The sequence below is a fragment of the Pseudomonas sp. TMW22080 genome (assembly GCF_022496745.1).
In the GTDB taxonomy this organism is placed as follows: Bacteria; Pseudomonadota; Gammaproteobacteria; order Pseudomonadales; family Pseudomonadaceae; genus Aquipseudomonas; species Aquipseudomonas bubulae.
Genome location: NZ_SCFF01000002.1, coordinates 366282 through 384399, shown reverse-complemented (window position 1 = coordinate 384399; position 18118 = coordinate 366282). Strand labels below are relative to the sequence as shown.

At 56.9% G+C, this 18118-nt stretch carries 16 protein-coding genes; 7 read left to right on the top strand and 9 right to left on the bottom strand.

The window, feature by feature from the left end; translation table 11 throughout:
- Positions 1-276: 276 nt before the first annotated feature.
- The 6 genes from gcvH (at position 277) to EQV96_RS08170 (ending at position 7377) form a co-directional block, all read left to right on the top strand.
- Positions 277-660, top strand: coding sequence for a glycine cleavage system protein GcvH (gene gcvH / locus EQV96_RS08195; protein ID WP_095001372.1), 384 nt, complete (start codon positions 277-279; stop codon positions 658-660).
- 10 nt (positions 661-670) lie between these two features.
- Positions 671-3529: an aminomethyl-transferring glycine dehydrogenase gene (gene gcvP, locus EQV96_RS08190; RefSeq protein WP_240881721.1), complete on the top strand. Its 2859-nt coding sequence runs from the start codon at positions 671-673 to the stop codon at positions 3527-3529.
- A 154-nt stretch (positions 3530-3683) separates the two neighbouring features.
- Complete coding sequence (locus EQV96_RS08185) at positions 3684-5060, top strand: L-serine ammonia-lyase (RefSeq protein WP_095019740.1); 1377 nt, start codon at positions 3684-3686, stop codon at positions 5058-5060.
- 17 nt (positions 5061-5077) lie between these two features.
- Positions 5078-6202: a glycine cleavage system aminomethyltransferase GcvT gene (gene gcvT, locus EQV96_RS08180; protein ID WP_095001369.1), complete on the top strand. Its 1125-nt coding sequence runs from the start codon at positions 5078-5080 to the stop codon at positions 6200-6202.
- A 380-nt stretch (positions 6203-6582) separates the two neighbouring features.
- Positions 6583-6795 (top strand): cold-shock protein, encoded by a 213-nt coding sequence (locus EQV96_RS08175; protein WP_016782052.1) that lies wholly within the window; start codon positions 6583-6585, stop codon positions 6793-6795.
- Between the two features lie 93 nt (positions 6796-6888).
- Positions 6889-7377: an RDD family protein gene (locus EQV96_RS08170; RefSeq protein WP_095001368.1), complete on the top strand. Its 489-nt coding sequence runs from the start codon at positions 6889-6891 to the stop codon at positions 7375-7377.
- Positions 7378-7517: 140 nt separating this feature from the next.
- Here the strand turns inward: EQV96_RS08170 and EQV96_RS08165 are convergent, their stop codons facing one another.
- The 4 genes from EQV96_RS08165 to rpoE form a co-directional block, all read right to left on the bottom strand.
- Positions 7518-8945: a DegQ family serine endoprotease gene (locus tag EQV96_RS08165; protein WP_095001367.1), complete on the bottom strand. Its 1428-nt coding sequence runs from the start codon at positions 8943-8945 to the stop codon at positions 7518-7520.
- Between the two features lie 179 nt (positions 8946-9124).
- A complete protein-coding gene (locus tag EQV96_RS08160) occupies positions 9125-10087 on the bottom strand; it encodes a MucB/RseB C-terminal domain-containing protein (RefSeq protein WP_095027214.1) in 963 nt (320 codons plus the stop codon).
- 8 nt (positions 10088-10095) lie between these two features.
- Positions 10096-10686 carry an RseA family anti-sigma factor gene (locus tag EQV96_RS08155; RefSeq protein WP_095019735.1) on the bottom strand — a complete coding sequence of 197 codons (591 nt, stop codon included), beginning with the start codon at positions 10684-10686 and terminating at the stop codon, positions 10096-10098.
- A gap of 31 nt (positions 10687-10717) precedes the next feature.
- A complete protein-coding gene (rpoE, locus tag EQV96_RS08150) occupies positions 10718-11299 on the bottom strand; it encodes an RNA polymerase sigma factor RpoE (RefSeq protein WP_016782046.1) in 582 nt (193 codons plus the stop codon).
- 524 nt (positions 11300-11823) lie between these two features.
- Between rpoE and nadB the strand changes: the two genes are divergently transcribed.
- A complete protein-coding gene (gene nadB, locus EQV96_RS08145) occupies positions 11824-13431 on the top strand; it encodes an L-aspartate oxidase (RefSeq protein ID WP_240881720.1) in 1608 nt (535 codons plus the stop codon).
- 543 nt (positions 13432-13974) lie between these two features.
- Here nadB and EQV96_RS08140 read toward each other — a convergent pair.
- From EQV96_RS08140 to EQV96_RS08120, 5 genes are all read right to left on the bottom strand, one after another.
- A complete protein-coding gene (locus EQV96_RS08140; RefSeq protein WP_086798458.1) occupies positions 13975-14988 on the bottom strand; it encodes a hypothetical protein in 1014 nt (337 codons plus the stop codon).
- A 74-nt stretch (positions 14989-15062) separates the two neighbouring features.
- Positions 15063-15455, bottom strand: coding sequence for a hypothetical protein (locus EQV96_RS08135; protein ID WP_240881719.1), 393 nt, complete (start codon positions 15453-15455; stop codon positions 15063-15065).
- A gap of 315 nt (positions 15456-15770) precedes the next feature.
- Positions 15771-16088: a hypothetical protein gene (locus EQV96_RS08130; RefSeq protein ID WP_240881717.1), complete on the bottom strand. Its 318-nt coding sequence runs from the start codon at positions 16086-16088 to the stop codon at positions 15771-15773.
- Complete coding sequence (locus EQV96_RS08125) at positions 16088-16633, bottom strand: hypothetical protein (protein WP_240881715.1); 546 nt, start codon at positions 16631-16633, stop codon at positions 16088-16090. The genes EQV96_RS08130 and EQV96_RS08125 overlap by 1 nt, the downstream gene beginning before the upstream one ends.
- 1137 nt (positions 16634-17770) lie before the next feature.
- Positions 17771-18091, bottom strand: a complete 321-nt coding sequence (locus EQV96_RS08120; protein ID WP_237148380.1) for a hypothetical protein — start codon at positions 18089-18091, stop codon at positions 17771-17773.
- Positions 18092-18118: the final 27 nt, after the last annotated feature.

Sequence of the window (18118 nt, the reverse complement as noted above, 5' to 3'; positions counted from 1 at the left end):
TTGTATCGAATTCACTCCACCGGAACGAATTCGATACACACCCTCTCTACCCATGCCACGCAAGGCTTTGATCCCCTTGGATTTTTTTATGGCCTTCAGGCTGTATCGAATTCGCTACAGCCCTGCTCTTCAAATATCGCTTATAAAATCTTAAGTTATTGATAAATAAGAATATTTTTAAACTGGCAACCATCTTGCAATGAACTTCTCAATAAGCTCGACCTGCACGAGCATTTACCTGTGACCACCAGACCTGTCTGGCCTTGAGGAGTTTCCATGAGCGAATTGCGTTTTACTGAAGACCACGAATGGCTGCGCGCCGAAGCTGACGGCAGCGTAACCGTGGGGATTACCGCGTTTGCGCAAAACGCTCTGGGTGACGTGGTGTTTGTGCAATTGCCCGAGCTGCAGGCCTACGACAAGGGCGCCGAAGCCGCGACTGTCGAGTCGGTCAAGGCGGCCAGCGGCGTGTATATGCCCCTGGACGGCGAAGTGATCGCAGTCAACCCGGCGCTCGACAGCAGCCCGGAACTGGTCAACGAAGACCCGCTGGGCGAAGGCTGGTTCTTCCGCTTCAAGCCCGCCGACGCCAACGCTGTTGGCCAACTGCTCGATCAGGACGCCTATGACCGCCTGATCAAAGCCCAAGACGACAACTGAGAGCCCAGCCATGACCATCAATCTCAGCACCGCCAATGAATTTATCGCGCGCCATATCGGCCCGCGTCAGGCCGATGAACAGGCCATGCTCGCCACCCTGGGCTTTGATTCCCTTGAAGGTCTCAGCGCCAGCGTGATCCCGGAAAGCATCAAGGGCACCAGCGTGCTCAACTTGCCGGCCGGGCAAAGTGAAGCCGACGCCCTGGCCTCTATCAAGGCCATTGCGACCAAAAACCAACTATGCAAAACCTATATCGGCCAAGGCTATTACAACTGCCACACGCCTTCGCCAATCCTGCGCAACCTGCTGGAAAACCCGGCCTGGTACACCGCCTACACACCGTACCAGCCAGAAATTTCCCAGGGCCGTCTCGAAGCGCTGCTCAACTTCCAGACCCTGATCAGCGACCTTAGCGGCCTGCCGATTGCCAACGCTTCGCTGCTCGACGAAGCCACCGCTGCTGCAGAAGCCATGACCTTCTGCAAACGCCTGAGCAAGAACAAAACCAGCCACCGCTTTTTCGCCTCCAGCCACTGCCACCCGCAAACCCTCGACGTGCTGCGCACCCGTGCCGAGCCGCTGGGCATTGAAGTGTTTGTGGCCGACGAGCGCGAACTGACTGACGTGACAGCCTTCTTCGGCGCGTTGCTGCAATACCCGGCCAGCAACGGCGATGTATTCGACTATCGCGAACTGGTCGAGCGTTTCCACGCCGCCAACGCCCTGGTGGCTGTTGCCGCCGACCTGCTGGCGCTGACCCTGCTGACCCCGCCGGGCGAGTTCGGCGCGGACGTCGCCATCGGCAGCGCCCAGCGCTTTGGCGTACCACTGGGCTTCGGTGGCCCGCACGCGGCCTACTTCGCCACCCGCGATGCATTCAAGCGCGACATGCCGGGTCGCTTGGTCGGTGTTTCGGTTGACCGTCACGGTAAACCGGCGTTGCGCCTGGCCATGCAAACCCGCGAGCAGCATATCCGCCGCGAGAAGGCCACGAGCAACATCTGTACCGCTCAGGTGCTGCTGGCCAACATCGCCAGCATGTATGCCGTTTACCACGGCCCTAAAGGCCTGACGCAAATCGCCCAACGCACTCACCAGTTGACCGCGATCCTGGCCCGTGGCCTCAGCGATCTGGGGCTGAAGGTCGAGCAGGAACAGTTCTTCGACACCCTGACCCTCAACACCGGCACCCACACCGCTGCGCTGCACGCCAAGGCCCATGCGCAGAACATCAATCTGCGCGTGATCGACGACCAGCGCCTGGGCCTGTCGCTGGATGAAACCAGCAGCCAGTCCGACGTCACTGCACTGTGGGCATTGCTCGCCACAGACGGCCAGGCCCTGCCTGACTTCGACGCACTGGCCACCAGCGTAACGGGCACCCTGCCCGCCGCCCTGCTGCGCCAGTCGCCGATCCTCAGCCACCCGGTGTTCAACCGCTACCACTCTGAAACCGAGCTGATGCGCTACCTGCGTCGCCTGGCCGACAAGGACCTGGCGCTGGACCGCACCATGATCCCGCTGGGCTCGTGCACCATGAAGCTCAACGCCGCCAGCGAAATGATCCCGGTTACCTGGGCCGAGTTCGGCAACCTGCACCCGTTTGCGCCTGCCGAACAAAGCCTGGGCTACCAGCAATTGACCACCGAACTGGAAGCCATGCTCTGCGCGGCTACCGGCTACGATGCTATTTCCCTTCAACCAAACGCCGGTTCCCAGGGCGAATACGCCGGCTTGCTGGCCATTCGTGCCTACCACCAGAGCCGTGGCGACGAGCGCCGCGATATCTGCCTGATCCCGTCCTCGGCCCACGGCACCAACCCGGCCACCGCCAACATGGCCGGCATGCGCGTGGTGGTCACCGCCTGTGACGCCCGCGGCAACGTTGATATCGAAGACCTGCGTGCCAAGGCCATCGAGCACCGCGACCACCTCGCCGCGCTGATGATCACCTACCCCTCCACCCACGGCGTGTTCGAAGAAGGCATCCGCGAAATCTGCGGCATCATTCATGACAACGGCGGCCAGGTGTACATCGACGGCGCCAACATGAACGCGATGGTGGGCCTGTGCGCTCCGGGCAAGTTCGGCGGCGACGTGTCCCACCTCAACCTGCACAAAACCTTCTGCATCCCTCACGGCGGTGGCGGCCCGGGTGTAGGCCCGATTGGCGTCAAATCGCACCTCACACCCTTCCTGCCGGGCCACGCGGCCATGGCACGCAAGGAAGGCGCAGTCTGCGCGGCACCGTTTGGCAGTGCCAGCATTCTGCCGATCACCTGGATGTATATCCGCATGATGGGCGGTGAAGGCCTCAAACGTGCATCGCAACTGGCCATCCTCAACGCCAACTACATCGCCCGCCGTCTTGAAGAGCACTACCCGGTGCTGTACTCGGGCAGCAATGGCCTGGTCGCCCACGAATGCATCCTCGACCTGCGCCCGCTCAAGGAAACCAGCGGTATCAGCGTCGATGACGTGGCCAAGCGCCTTATCGATTTTGGCTTCCACGCCCCGACCATGTCGTTCCCGGTGGCGGGCACGCTGATGATCGAGCCGACCGAAAGCGAGTCCAAGGAAGAGCTGGATCGTTTCTGTGACGCGATGATCTGCATCCGCGAAGAAATCCGCGAAGTCGAGAGCGGCGGCCTGGACAAGGAAGACAACCCGCTGAAAAACGCCCCGCACACCGCCGCAGAAATGGTCGGCGAATGGACTCACCCCTACAGCCGCGAACAGGCGGTGTACCCGGTGGCGTCCTTGATTGAAGGCAAGTACTGGCCACCGGTCGGTCGCGTCGACAACGTATTTGGCGACCGCAACCTGGTGTGTGCGTGCCCGTCGATCGAGAACTATCAGGAGGCATAAGTCAAAACCTGTAGCCGCTGCCGAAGGCTGCGCTGGGCTGCGAAGCGGCCCCGCTTTCGGGCACAACGGCCAAGGCCCTGCGGGCTTTATCGCAGCCTGCGGCAGCGGCTACAGATGATTTGCCTACCCACACAATAAGAAACCGGAGAACCCCATGTCGTTAAGCGTGTTCGACCTGTTCAAGATTGGCATCGGCCCCTCCAGTTCCCATACCGTCGGCCCCATGCGTGCTGCTGCGCGTTTTGTCGAAGGTCTGCGCCGTGATGAGCTGTTGCAACAAACAGCCTGCGTAAAAGTTGAACTCTACGGTTCCCTCGGCGCCACCGGCAAAGGCCACGGCAGCGACAAAGCCGTGCTGCTGGGGCTGGAAGGTGAACATCCGGATACCGTCAACACCGAAACCGTGGCCGAACGACTGGCCGCGATTCGCAGCAGCGGGCGCCTGAACCTGCTGGGTGAACACCCCATCGAATTCATCGAAAAATCACACCTGGCGATGATTCGCAAACCCCTGCCCTATCACCCCAACGGCATGATTTTTCGGGCACTGGATGCCGCCGGCATTCAGATCCGCAGCCGCGAGTATTACTCGATCGGCGGTGGTTTTGTGGTGGACGAAGGCGCGGCAGGTGCCGACCGAATTGTCGAAGACAGTACTGTGCTGCAATACCCCTTCAAAACCGCCAAGGACCTGTTGCGCCAATGCGTAACCCATCACCTGTCGATCAGTGAAGTGATGATGGCCAATGAAGGCGCCTGGCGCCCGGAAGCCGAGACCCGCAGCGGTCTGTTGAAAATCTGGCAGGTCATGCAGGACTGCGTAAGTGCCGGCTGTCGCAATGAAGGGATTTTACCCGGCGGTTTGAAGGTCAAGCGCCGTGCCCCGGCCTTGCACCGTCAGCTCTGTGCCAACCCGGAAGCCGCGCTGCGCGATGCCTTGTCAGTACTGGACTGGGTGAACCTGTACGCCCTGGCCGTCAATGAAGAAAACGCCAACGGCGGGCGCGTGGTCACAGCGCCTACCAACGGTGCGGCGGGAATTATCCCGGCCGTTTTGCATTACTACATGCGCTTTATCGGCGGCGCCAATGAAGACGGCGTGGTGCGTTTTCTGCTCACTGCCGCCGCCATCGGCATTCTGTACAAGGAAAACGCTTCGATTTCGGGGGCCGAAGTCGGCTGCCAGGGTGAAGTCGGCGTGGCCTGTTCAATGGCGGCCGGCGCGTTGTGTGAAGTGCTGGGCGGCAGCGTGCAGCAAGTCGAGAACGCCGCCGAGATCGGCATGGAGCACAACCTCGGCCTGACCTGCGATCCGATTGGCGGGCTGGTGCAAGTGCCGTGCATCGAACGTAACGCGATGGGCTCGGTCAAGGCCATCAACGCAGTGCGCATGGCCCTGCGAGGTGATGGTCAGCACTTTGTCTCGCTCGACAAGGTGATCCGCACCATGCGCCAGACCGGCGCCGACATGAAAAGCAAATACAAGGAGACCGCCCGCGGCGGTCTCGCCGTCAACATTATTGAGTGCTGATTTTCAAGGAGTCTCGAATGTCCACCGAACAACTGCTTAAAACCCCGCTGCATGCACTGCACCTTGAACTCGGCGCCCGCATGGTGCCGTTTGCCGGCTACGACATGCCCGTGCAGTACCCGCTAGGGGTGATGAAAGAGCACCAGCACACCCGTGAACAGGCCGGGTTATTCGATGTATCGCACATGGGCCAGATCCGTCTGACCGGTGCTGACGCGGCCAAAGCCCTGGAAGCACTGGTGCCGGTGGATATCATCGACCTGCCAGTGGGTATGCAGCGCTATGCCATGTTCACCAACGAACAGGGCGGCATCCTCGATGACCTGATGGTCGCCAACCTGGGTAATGACGAGCTGTTCCTGGTGGTCAACGCCGCCTGCAAGGATCAGGACCTGGCCCACCTGCGCAAGCATTTGAGCGCCCACTGCCAGATCCAGCCGCTGTTTGAAGAGCGCGCCCTGCTTGCCCTGCAAGGCCCGGCTGCAGTCAGCGTACTGCAACGCCTGGCACCGCAAGTGGCGAACATGACCTTTATGCAATTTGCCCCGGTGACCTTACTGGGCGCGGATTGCTACGTCAGCCGCTCGGGTTATACCGGCGAAGACGGTTTTGAGATTTCAGTGCCGGCCGAGCACGCCGAAGCACTGGCCCGCCGCCTGCTGGCCGAGCCAGAGGTTCAGGCCATCGGCCTGGGCGCACGGGATTCGCTGCGCCTGGAAGCGGGCCTGTGCCTGTACGGCCACGACATGAACGACACCACGACGCCTATCGAAGCCAGCCTGCTCTGGGCCATCTCCAAGGCCCGTCGCGCTGACGGCCCGCGGGCCGGTGGTTTCCCGGGTGCCGAGAGCATCTTTGCCCAGCAGCAAAACGGCGTAGCGCGTAAACGAGTGGGCTTGCTGCCCCAGGAACGTACCCCGGTGCGTGAAGGCGCACAAATCGTCGATGCCGACGGCACCGAGATCGGCACCGTATGCAGCGGCGGCTTTGGGCCAACGTTGGGCGCACCCTTGGCAATGGGTTATCTGGATATCGCATTCACGCCTGTGGACACTGAAGTCTGGGCCATCGTGCGGGGCAAGCGCGTGCCGATGAAAGTGTCGAAAATGCCGTTTGTAGCGCAACGTTATTACAGGGGTTAAACAGTAAGTTATACAGTTGCATGTTCACGGTGCGTACGTGTCATGCAACTGCTACATAACAGTGCAAACTTTCGATAGCGAAAACAGTCTTTATTACACGAAAATAATTGAACACCTCTATAACGATCCGCTCTTTGACTCTGCGTTTAGAGTATTAAAAACAGCGGCCCTGCGGCGTATTTAAAGGGGCTTGTTTTTTCAATTACAGTTTCGTAGAGTTTGCCCACTGTGTTTGCATGGGTCGCTGGAATCGTGACCTGGGCAGTAGCTCAATGCTTGCTACATCCCGTTCTGCGTCTCTTACTTTCCTGCAACCCAGCACCAGTACTCTTTCATGTGAAAGAGGCTGTCATTAATTGTTAGCGTCAAGGAATTAAGAAATGTCTCAACGTCAGAGCGGTACGGTCAAGTGGTTCAACGACGAGAAGGGGTTTGGTTTCATCACCCCTGAAAGCGGCCCGGACCTGTTTGTGCACTTCCGTGCCATCCAGGGCAACGGCTTCAAAAGCCTGAAGGAAGGCCAGAAAGTGACCTTCATCTCGGTACAGGGCCAAAAAGGCCTGCAGGCTGACGAAGTTCAAGCAGAAGCTTAAATCTCGTGCACAAAAGCCTCTGATGGTGACATCAGAGGCTTTTTTATGGCCGTTATTCCGTAAGATGGCTGTTTTCCTTCACGAGACCCTGCCATGTCGAAACAACCGCTTAGCCCTCAAGGCGACTTTCCCGCCGTTGGCCTGGGGCGCCGCCTGGCAGCCATGTTCTACGACTTTCTGCTGTGTACCGCCCTGCTGATCGTCACGACCTTTATCTACAAGCTGATCATGATGAGCTTTATTGGCGAAGCCAAAATGCGCGAACTGTCAGAAGCAGGCGCCCTGGATGGTGACCCGCTGCTGTCGACCCTCCTGTTTTTCGTCCTGTTCGGTTTCTTTGCCAAGTTCTGGACCCACTCCGGGCAAACCCTGGGCATGCAGGTCTGGGGAGTTCGCGTACAGAACGCCGACGGCACGGCAATCAGCCTGTGGCAGGCCCTTCTGCGTTTTATCGTGTCCATAGGCTCGTGGTTGTGCCTGGGGCTGGGGTTTGTCTGGTCGATCTTCGACAAGCAAAAACGCACCTGGCATGACATGTATTCCAATACGCAGTTGGTTCGCGTCCCCAAGCAGAAGAAATAAAAAAAGCCCGTATCTCGCGATACGGGCTTTTTTATTGCCCTTGTGGGAGCGGGCTTGCTCTCGATGAAGGCAACGCGGTTTCGCCGTTGAACCGCGCCGATGCTATCGCAAGCAAGCCCGCTCCCTCACGGCTGTGCGGCTTACTCCGCCAGCTTGAACGTGATAAAGCTGGCACGCCCCTGACGCAGAACCCGCATCGACACCGAACGGTTCTTCGGCAATGCCTTGGCGATCTCGGTGAACTCCTTGCCATTGGTGATGGCCTGATTGTTCAAGTGCGTAATCACGTCGCCAGGCTGCAGGCCGATCAAGGCCGCAGGACCGTCCTGAACGTCAGTAATGATCACACCGCCCTTGATGTCGTTGGCTTTCTTCTGCTCTTCACTCAAGTCCGCTACGGACACGCCCAGGCGGTTGCTGCTTTGTTCAGCGCCGCCACCCGAAGCGATGTCTTTTGCATCATCAGGGATAGCGCCCACGGTCAGCTCCAGATTCTGGCGCTTGCCGTTACGAATAACTTCAAGGTTGGCCTTGCTGCCGGCCTTGAGAGCGCCAACCAGGTGCGGCAAATCTGCCGACATGACGATCGGCTGACCATTCATGCTCAAAATCACGTCGCCCACTTGCAGACCGCCTTTGGCAGCCGGGCCGTCATCCAGTACCTGCGCCACCAGTGCACCGGCAGGTTTTTCCAGACCGAAAGACTCGGCCAGGTCCTTGTTGACCTCCTGGATCACCACGCCCAACCAGCCACGGCTGACTTTGCCGCCAGCCTTGAGCTGATTGGCAACGTCCATCGCCACATCGATCGGGATTGCAAAGGACACGCCCATGAAACCGCCCGAACGGGTATAGATTTGCGAGTTGATGCCCACGACTTCGCCCGCCAGGTTGAACAGCGGACCACCCGAGTTGCCCGGGTTGATCGGCACGTCAGTCTGGATAAATGGCACATAGCTTTCATTCGGCAGGCTGCGGCCCATGGCGCTGATGATGCCCTGGGTAACGGTGTGGTCGAAACCAAATGGCGAACCGATCGCAACCACCCACTGGCCGGCCTTGAGGTCCTGGGACTTGCCCAGTTTGAGCACCGGCAGGTTCTTGCCATCGATTTTCAGCAAGGCCACGTCAGAGCGCGGGTCAGTGCCCACCAGCTTGGCTTTCATTTCACTGCGATCGGACAGGCGCACAATGATTTCATCGGCATCTGCAACCACGTGGTTGTTGGTCAGGATGTAGCCATCGGGCGAGATGATAAAGCCCGAGCCCAGGGACTGGGCCTCGCGCTGACGCCCGCCTTTGCCACCGGGTGCAGGTGGCAGGCTGCGCTCAAAAAAGTCGCGCAGGCCAGGCGGCAGGCCTTCCAGGTCGGGCATTTGGCCCATGCTGGAAATGCGACGCTCAGGCAGCTTTTGCGTGGTACTGATATTCACTACGGCTGGCGAAGCCTGTTCAACCAGTTGGGTGAAATCAGGCAACTGCGCTTCAGCCATCACCGGCACTGCCTGCCCGAGCATCAGCACGGCTGCAAAAATGGGTAGATAAGATTTCAATCGCGGCATCGACATACAGCTCCCGTTAATAACAGCAGAGTTAAGCGACAGGCACCTAAAAACAAGTCAAAAGCATAGACCGTTTTTCAGACCCCGGAAAACAAACAAGGCCAAAGCCCTTTGGGGCTCTGACCTTTATAAAAAGAGATAAAAATGGCAAATCGAAAATTGTCACCCGCCATGTCGATGCAACCCTATGGTTTGGCCTGAGCATCGTTTTCACCGACACGCATCGACAGGGCAATTCGTTCAGCAGTGCCCATGGGAATTTCACCCACCACCGTGGCCATCATGTCTCCCTGAGGCGTGCTCAGGTGGCGCGTGACCGCAGCTGTGGGCCCGAGCTGGACGCGGGCATCTGGAACAGCAGCGCCCTTGACCGGCTCGATAAACACCGAAAAACGGGCAAGGCCATCGTCATACAGAAGGCTGGTGACTTCGGATTTGGTCCGCGGATCACGGCGCACCGTACTGCTGACCTGCTCAAAACCGGAGGGCAGCCAGTCAGAGTGCCAGGCCTGAACCGAATTGACCTGCCCGGCCCCTTTGTCGGCAGGGGCAACAGCACGGCACTGCCCCGCAGGCGTGAGCTGGCTGTCATCAGGAGGCGTGGTGGCAAAGGTCGTAAACTGGTAGCGCTCAAGCAACTGCCCCTTGTCATTGAGCAACAAGGACTTCAGAGGCAAACCGGTTTCACGATCCAGATACAGCTCAAAACCGTAGCGATGCTGATCACGCGGAGCAAACGATATGACCACTACCGGGCGACCGGCGACCCTGGAGTTGCCCTCGATTGCCACGGCATACAGGTCATTGAACTTCTGGACATCGAATTGACGCGCCGCGACAGCCGTGACATCGCCCAACCCGGAGGCCTGTTTGCCAGTGACACATTCAGTGCGCCCATCCGAGCGGATCACCTCTTGCGCAGTGCCATCAAGCTGCATCAACCGTTCACGAACCTTGCCATCCTGCACGCGGTGCCAGATGCTGTGGGTAGAAAAACTACCGTTACGCTCGTAAACGAAAGTACCCTGATAGCTATGCTGTTGCTCGGCCTGCCCAAGACGTTTTAACCAGTCCTGGGCTTCATCGGCGTGGGCCGGTACTGCAAACCAGCCACTGAGCAGAAGAGGTAGCAAAGGTAGGACGCGCATGATGGTCCTTAACGGTTTTCGAGGCTCGCAGCACGAGCATAAGGCAGAGGGCTTTCAGCCCCTTTCAGCGCTGCTTGCTCTGCGTGCTGGCGCAGGTAGCCAGGCAAACGCTGATCTTGCCAGCCCGGCTGACCTTGCAGGACACCGTTGGCCATCGGGCCGGTGGCCTGATCGGCACTCTCGCTGTAGTTGGCCAGTACTGCCGGACCTTTGGCCATCGGTGCACTCAGGCTCTGCGCAGGGTTCTGCTGGGCGAGCTGGTTGCCAACGATGTCATCCTGGTTGTACAGCCGCACACCCGCCAGAACAGCGACGGTAACCGACGCGGCTACGGCCAGGCGACCAATGCTGCGCCACGGCCCACGGACAACCTTGGCCGGGGTTTGCTCTTCAGCCAGCGCGGCCGAAACGGCAGATGCGATGTCCAGGCGCGGAATCAACAGGTCCTTGTGCATCACAGCACGGGCCACCTGATAACGGGACCAGGTGTCACGGGTTTGTGTGTCGTCGAAGGCATTCAATACCCGACGTAGTTCCAGTTCGTCCGCTTCGTTATCCATCACTGCGGACAGCGATTCCTGCAGGGCTTCACGACTCATGGCGGTTCCTCTCTTGGCTGTCGCCGCTGTCTCAGTTTTCCTGCAACAACGGCTGCAGGGCTTTATCTATGGCTTCCCGGGCGCGGAAAATCCGGGAGCGCACGGTACCCACCGGGCATTGCATGACGCTCGCAATGTCCTCGTAACTCAGACCATCAAATTCACGTAAAGTTAAAGCCGTACGCAAATCTTCTGGCAGTAGCTGAATAGTGCGATGAACGGTGCCTTCGATCTCGTCTCGGAGCAAAGCGCGCTCCGGCGACTCGAGGTCCTTGAGACCGTGATCACCATCATAAAACTCGGCATCTTCCGAACTCACATCGCTGTCAGGCGGACGTCGACCGCGTGACACCAGATAGTTTTTCGCCGTGTTAATGGCGATGCGATACAGCCATGTGTAAAAGGCACTGTCGCCGCGAAAATTACCAAGTGCCCGGTACGCCTTGATAAAGGCCTCCTGGGCAACGTCTTGGGCTTCATGGGTGTCGTGCACGAAACGCACGATCAACCCGAGAATTTTGTGTTGATACTTCAACACCAGCAGATCGAACGCGCGCTTGTCGCCACGCTGTACGCGCTCGACCAGCTGCTGATCCTCTTCCTGGGCTAGCATGAATACTCCTCATAAGACCGGGAGGAAGATTGCTGTGCTAATTGATCAGGCTTGCAAACATAGACTCGGGCTTTTCGCAAAAGTTCTCTCCCCCCTGGCAAGTTTCCTGCGTGCCCGGATTTGGCACACACGAAAACGCAGCTCGGGCCTGGCCGGCTGCGTCAATAATCTTGTCGTCAAATTCAGCTGTCGAGTCGAAAAAACAAACCCCGCATCAATCTGGACGCCGTTCCCCTGCATCAAGGGCAGCCCACTATGGAACCCCTGGCTATACGAAAAGTTCAAAAACTTCGTATAAAACAAGCCCTGCAGTACCTTGGAAGCGTATCAGAACCCGCGCCATTCCAGAGCACTGCCCCAGCATGCAGATTAATTGTGCAAATCAACATGCAGACCCTTCGTGTCTGAGGCACACTTTGCGCCCGCTGTAATTTCACAATGCCATAAAGGCCCGGCCATTGTGCCGATCCCCCCCTCTATATACTAGAGATACCAGAGGGCGTTTTTTTGCGGATGTGAGAAGAATGAGCCAACATTTTCAACATGATGTGCTGGTGATTGGCAGCGGCGCTGCCGGCTTGAGCCTTGCGCTCACGTTACCCAGCCATATGCGTATTGCAGTGCTGAGCAAAGGCGATCTGGCCAATGGTTCGACGTTCTGGGCCCAGGGCGGTGTCGCCGCTGTCCTGGATGACACCGACACGGTGCAGTCCCACGTCGAAGACACCCTCAATGCCGGTGGCGGGCTGTGCCACGAAGACGCGGTACGCTTTACCGTCGAGCACAGCCGCGAAGCCATCCAGTGGCTGATCGATCAGGGCGTACCCTTCACCCGCGATGACAGCATCGACCCGGAGCAACAGGGCTTTGAGTTCCACCTCACCCGAGAAGGCGGGCACAGCCACCGGCGCATCATCCATGCGGCCGACGCCACCGGCGCGGCGATTTTCAAGACATTGCTCGAACAGGCCCGCCAGCGCCCCAATATCGAACTGCTCGAACAGCGCGTTGCCGTCGATCTGATTACCGAACGCCGCCTGGGCCTGGAAGGTGATCGCTGCCTCGGTGCCTATGTGCTGGATCGTGCCACGGGTGAAGTCGACACCTTTGGCTCGCGCTTCACCATTCTGGCAACCGGTGGCGCAGCCAAGGTGTACCTCTATACCAGCAACCCGGACGGTGCCTGCGGTGATGGCATTGCCATGGCCTGGCGCTCGGGTTGCCGGGTGGCCAACCTGGAGTTCAACCAGTTCCACCCCACCTGCCTGTATCACCCGCAAGCCAAGAGCTTTTTAATCACTGAAGCCCTGCGGGGCGAAGGCGCGCACCTCAAGCTGCCCAACGGCGAGCGTTTCATGCATCGCTTCGACCCGCGGGGCGAACTGGCCCCGCGGGATATCGTCGCCCGGGCCATCGACCATGAAATGAAGCGTCTGGGCATCGATTGTGTGTACCTGGATATCAGCCATGAGCCCGATAGCTTTATCAAGGCCCACTTCCCGACTGTATATGAGCGCTGCCTGGCATTTGGTATCGACATCACTCAACAGGCCATCCCGGTAGTACCTGCGGCGCATTACACCTGCGGCGGCGTGATGGTCGACGAACATGGCCACACCGATGTGCCGGGCCTGTACGCCATCGGCGAAACCAGCTTCACCGGCCTGCATGGTGCCAACCGCATGGCCAGCAACTCGCTGCTCGAGTGCTTTGTGTACGCCAAGTCGGCAGCGGCAGACATCCTTGCCCAGTCGCCCGAAATCGCCGCCCCCGTCGCACTGCCGAGTTGGGATGCCAGCCAGGTGACCGACTCCGATGAAGACGTAATCATCGCCCACAACTGGGATGAGCTACGGCGCTTTATGTGGGACTACGTGGGCATCGTGCGCACCAACAAGCGCCTGCAGCGGGCCCAGCACCGGGTGCGCCTGCTGCTGGATGAAATTGACGAGTTCTACAGCAACTATCGTGTAAGCAGAGACCTGATTGAGCTGAGGAACCTTGCCCAAGTAGCTGAACTGATGATCAGGTCTGCCATGGAACGTAAGGAATCTCGGGGTCTGCACTACACGCTGGACTATCCTGAGATGCTGCCAGAGGCGAAGGATACGATCCTTACACCGACCTTTTGAGGCACGTTAGGAGACCTTAGCGTAGCACCATAAGGCATCGTTTTGTAACAGCTTTGGCTCACTTTTGTCCCAATGCTGGGGTCCTTATCGCGTGCCCGCAAGGGTCCTTATGGTGCGCCTGAGCGAGTGCGCGAGGGCCTACGGGGGTACTTGCTCCCAGAGTGCATTAAAGGTGGTCACTCACATTTTTCTGCCAAATTCTAAAAGCCCCTCTTAGGGGTTCCTGTGTGAAATCTGAATAACCTGCAAGCCAATGGCCCACGAGATTTCACACAGGAACGCCCTACATGGCTGTCATTACATCGCTCAGCAGATCATGGGTAAGCTCTATGAGTCCCTCAGGGACAGCCACCCCGCTGACGATGGCAATCATGGCGACTACCTTCCAGAAGCTGGGAGACTTAACGATAGCCTTGAGGACAGCCAACCGAACATCTTTCGCATGGTCATAAGGGTCCTCCTTGAACCAGCCAAAAAGAAACGAAATAACATATCACTAAAAGAACCCAAGACTCCTCAAAGGGAGCCTCAGGGATACATCATTTAGTCAGCCAGGGTCACACGAGTGACCATAGGGAAATCGACCAGCTCTACTTGGAGCTTCTCTTTAGGGTCAGCAGGGTTTGCCAGCTTGAGCTGTACCTTGGCCTGTGTCACCACATCAGCCACACCAATGACCTCTACGTCCCACGCCATAGCGTTAGGGTTACGGGTCGCATGGATCTGCCACACAGCACCGTTGGAGTCCTTACGGAAGCTCAGTGAGGCCATGCCCTTAGGCAACATGAAGATGCCCAAGTCCTCGCCAGAGTAGAACTGAGAGCCACAGCCCAAGAGGTCCTCTACGTCTGACAGTCCAGCACGCTGAGCAGCACGCTCAAGACCAGCAACTTCTTTAGCCGGGATCAGCAACACGAAGTCAGACAGCGAGGTTCCAACTGCTTGGTTGATGTTCATGGTCAGACCATCAATGATGTCCTCAGCGCGTTCGCGTGGGTTCTTAGAGAGACCTGTAAGGGCCTTGACCTCAGTGGACGAAGAGGTGGTCAGAATCTTGGCAATGGTCGCACCACAGGACATCTCGAAGTCCTTCAAGAGCTTCTCAGCGGTCTGCGTCAAACCATTGAGGGTGAAGCCCGACATGATGTGATGGTCCAAGAAGGTCTGACGAAAAGAAAACAGAGCGGCCTGAGGGGTGGCCTCACAGAACAGGAAGTCACCAGCGACGGCCTCGCCTTTAGTGAAGGTCGAATCGTCATAGATGGACTTGCGCGGGTCGAACTCAACACTTCGATCTTGCATCAGAACGATCTGTTGGGTGGTCGGCTCGGTGCCCTTAGGGCGGAACTCACAGGGAATCGCTTCTTCAGCGCCTTCTTCCCAGTCGCCACCGTTGAAGTATTCATCGAGACCATCTGTCAGGGCCTTCACATAAGCTGCTGCATCAGTGCCTGCGCCACCTTTGATGGTGGTCTCAGTGTTGAACTGAATGGTCCCACCTTGTTCGGTGATAGCGGTGGACCACGTTGTAGGCTTAACGTATTCGTATGGTTTCATGTTTGATAATCTCCTGAATTGAATTCTGTTTAGGGAAGCCCTGAGAGGTCTCAAAGGCTCCTTGTGGCCGACTGTTAGTTACGGCGGGCTGCACGAATGGCGTTGCCGTGTTCACGGATAGCCGCTGCTTGCTTCTCTTTGGTCTCCCGAGCACGAGCTACCTCAAGACGTGTCGGGGCCTTGTAGGATGCAAAGCGGTCCGCATGGAACTGGGCATCACGTTGTCGAGCAGCTTCACGTAGACCAGCCGCGTGGATCTCTTGGCGGGCAACTGAGGTTTGATCAGGGAATGCTGCGGTGCTCAGACCAGCCTCCATGAACTGCTTGATGATCGAAATGATAGCGCCGTGGTTCTTGCCCACAGCAGCCAGCAAGCCTGCCAACATCACGCCTTCGGCATATGCCTTAGTCACAGTTTGGCCTTGAATAGTCAGGGTCTTATCGGTATGTACGATGTCGAGTTTCATATTGGGTTCTCCTTTGAGAGACCCTTAAGTCAAACCTTGCCGCCATGATCGCGTGACCAATGGGGAAAGGAGACCCGCACGGGATCAACAAGGTTTGCTTAAAGGTATTGGATTGAAGGTGGTTTCACAGTCCTGTGGGCGTTAACTTGGCGGGGACTGTAGGAATGCCTTTGTGCTGAATGGCGGACAGCAAAGAGGTTCCGGTGTGGTGCATAGATTGCCCACTACTGACGCTTAGGGCGCCTCGTGGGACTTTGAGGAGACCATGGGTGACTGATTCCCGTGGCCTTAGTGAGGGTTTTTAAACGACAGTTCTCAGGCCAGTACTATCGGCTGACTGTTCATCGGAATGGACAGGTCACAGCGGACAAGTGTCTTCAAACTGAGACCGTCTTCAAGAGCGTCCTTGAGCGCTTCCATGCATCGATGGTTTGTTATGAGGGCAATGTAGGGGAGCGTCACCGCGAGGTCATAAACAGTGCCCAATTCAGGATCACGCGAACGGCCTGGAGCATTCACCTTTGAGACCAAGGCGCGGATCGTAATGAGCGATGCCCGGCGTGGCTTGGTGAACACCCTGTTAATCAAGACGAGCTCATCGATTGTCGGAATGGTTTTCTTAAAGTTGCTCATTAAGCGAATCCCTTTAGGCCGTCTCTGGCTGCAAGGGTGGCTGCTTGATCTTCTGTGAGGTTGCCTTTAGCGATAGCTGAACGAAGGCCCTGTACGGTATTACGGTGCCCCAGAGAGTTCCATTGACACTTGTCATTGAATGTCATGCGCTTGAGGATGGATGCACTGTGATCGTTCCCCAAGGAGGCCATCTTGTCGGCAACGATGAGAGCAACTTCGGGTAACTCAAGGATCGCCTCGAAGGCGTCATAGACCATCCTCTCAAACTCATCTGAGACCCATCCGGCATATGCCAGAGTGGCTCGCTTGGTTGCTTGTGTCACGGACCCTGCTCGGCCCTTGTTTAACGAACCGATATTTCCGGTTTGTTCCAAGGTCTTGGCCTTCTTGGTGTCTACCCACTTACCCGGCTGTTTACCCTTTGGTAACTTTAAGGTTCGCCAGATGTCAGTTAGATCCCACTGCCCTGCATCATTGGCCTTGAATGCTTGACCTTCGATAATGATGACGTGCCCAGCGTGCTTATGTTTGATGTCAGTGATCATTTGTCTATTCCTCTTGTTTGCTCCCTCAGGTTCGCTCCCACAGCCCAGCGCAGAGACCCGACAAAGGTTCTGGACGGTGGCATGAAGAAGCAAACAGGAAGACTCTGCGATTATCTGTGTGATGCCCAGCGATGGGCGTGATGTATGTGTAGCCTTAGTGAGGGTTTTTACGACACCTTGATTTATATGACCCTCTTTGGTGCTGAGTCCTTCGAGCTATGCAGAATTTGCACAGCTTCTACGAAGCCAACAGAACCTCTTAAAGAAAACCAAGCGCCAAATTCACCGCTGGTGTGAACGACCACTTACAGCTCTGCTTAAGGTTATTCTCGGCGAGCAGGGATAATCATTGTCGCAAGACAAATCCCTTCCAAAAGAAACCTACAAGTCCTTTCTTAAAGATAAAGAAATAGATTTATTTAAAGATAATTATTAGATAGTTCTCAATGAGCAATCTTTAAGATCTTTAAGTTAAGGTCCCCGTGAACATTGAGCAATACACGGTGGCCCCAATCCCGTGCAAGGCTTCTCAGCGATGCCCTAAAAGGCACCGACTTACGATCAGCAATATCAATATTCGCTCCTTCCTACTGGAGCCAGACGCTTGGTCTGCTTACCGGGGACGGTTGAGCGTTGGCGTGTCACCCTTTAGGTGATCGCTCTTGGCACTCGGTGGTCTCAGGTCAAATGGTAGGAATCTGAATGTACAGGCAGGATTTATTTCTGTGTGTCTGCCTACCTGTACCCTTAGTGAGGGTTTTTAAATCGTTCTTGACAAGCGACAAGAAGAAATATTTTAGATATGACAACTGGCATAAAATCAGATATGGCACAATGATATCTTTTGGCAACCTAACCAAGGAGTTTCAATGCCTTATACACTCCTCATCCTCAAACTGATGGGTGCCCAATTGGTAATCAACTTCGCAGCAACGCTAATCACCTCAGGCATGCGACCGTCAATCAATGTGGCACGGCGCAAAATCATGCAGGCTCTATGGGCAATCTCTGGGTTTGCGTTCATTGGAGCTGTCGTGTGGGACGTTTTCAAGATGTTCAAATGAAGCACAGAGGAGTCGGGGCGCCCTAAGAGAGCACAGCTCGTACCGGGAAGCTGCACTTCAATATAGAACGTCTTTAGGTCCAGCTTCCGGGAGTTTTAGGCTTCTCAGCGTGCAGTTGAGCTTCCTTTGCAGCCAAAGTATCCGCATCCCTCAAAGACATTTTATGGATCAAAGCATTGAGGACCTCAGCACGGCGACACGGCTCGAGCTCCAACTCGTACTGGTCTAATAGCTCGTGCCCAGCATCACGCATGGCCTCATAGCGAACTTCCAAGGCCAGCGCAGTCATACAAGCTGCCCGATATTCTTTGTTTTTTTGCCATAGAAACATCCCCCCCTTAACGATCAAAATCCCGGCTACAACAGAGAGAGTTATTTCTATCGGGTTGGTCATGAAACCTCCATTCAGAACGTTGATGAT

What these genes read in the sequence shown, in the direction of transcription:
- EQV96_RS08155 (WP_095019735.1), bottom strand. Translation starts at nt 10,686, where the DNA reads ATGAGTCGTGAAGCCCTGCAGGAATCGCTGTCCGCAGTGATGGATAAC.
- EQV96_RS08130 (WP_240881717.1), bottom strand. Translation starts at nt 16,088, where the DNA reads ATGAGCAACTTTAAGAAAACCATTCCGACAATCGATGAGCTCGTCTTG.
- EQV96_RS08160 (WP_095027214.1), bottom strand. Translation starts at nt 10,087, where the DNA reads ATGCGCGTCCTACCTTTGCTACCTCTTCTGCTCAGTGGCTGGTTTGCA.
- gcvH (WP_095001372.1), top strand. Translation starts at nt 277, where the DNA reads ATGAGCGAATTGCGTTTTACTGAAGACCACGAATGGCTGCGCGCCGAA.
- EQV96_RS08120 (WP_237148380.1), bottom strand. Translation starts at nt 18,091, where the DNA reads ATGACCAACCCGATAGAAATAACTCTCTCTGTTGTAGCCGGGATTTTG.
- EQV96_RS08175 (WP_016782052.1), top strand. Translation starts at nt 6,583, where the DNA reads ATGTCTCAACGTCAGAGCGGTACGGTCAAGTGGTTCAACGACGAGAAG.
- EQV96_RS08165 (WP_095001367.1), bottom strand. Translation starts at nt 8,945, where the DNA reads ATGTCGATGCCGCGATTGAAATCTTATCTACCCATTTTTGCAGCCGTG.
- gcvP (WP_240881721.1), top strand. Translation starts at nt 671, where the DNA reads ATGACCATCAATCTCAGCACCGCCAATGAATTTATCGCGCGCCATATC.
- EQV96_RS08140 (WP_086798458.1), bottom strand. Translation starts at nt 14,988, where the DNA reads ATGAAACCATACGAATACGTTAAGCCTACAACGTGGTCCACCGCTATC.
- gcvT (WP_095001369.1), top strand. Translation starts at nt 5,078, where the DNA reads ATGTCCACCGAACAACTGCTTAAAACCCCGCTGCATGCACTGCACCTT.
- nadB (WP_240881720.1), top strand. Translation starts at nt 11,824, where the DNA reads ATGAGCCAACATTTTCAACATGATGTGCTGGTGATTGGCAGCGGCGCT.
- EQV96_RS08185 (WP_095019740.1), top strand. Translation starts at nt 3,684, where the DNA reads ATGTCGTTAAGCGTGTTCGACCTGTTCAAGATTGGCATCGGCCCCTCC.
- EQV96_RS08170 (WP_095001368.1), top strand. Translation starts at nt 6,889, where the DNA reads ATGTCGAAACAACCGCTTAGCCCTCAAGGCGACTTTCCCGCCGTTGGC.
- EQV96_RS08135 (WP_240881719.1), bottom strand. Translation starts at nt 15,455, where the DNA reads ATGAAACTCGACATCGTACATACCGATAAGACCCTGACTATTCAAGGC.
- EQV96_RS08125 (WP_240881715.1), bottom strand. Translation starts at nt 16,633, where the DNA reads ATGATCACTGACATCAAACATAAGCACGCTGGGCACGTCATCATTATC.
- rpoE (WP_016782046.1), bottom strand. Translation starts at nt 11,299, where the DNA reads ATGCTAGCCCAGGAAGAGGATCAGCAGCTGGTCGAGCGCGTACAGCGT.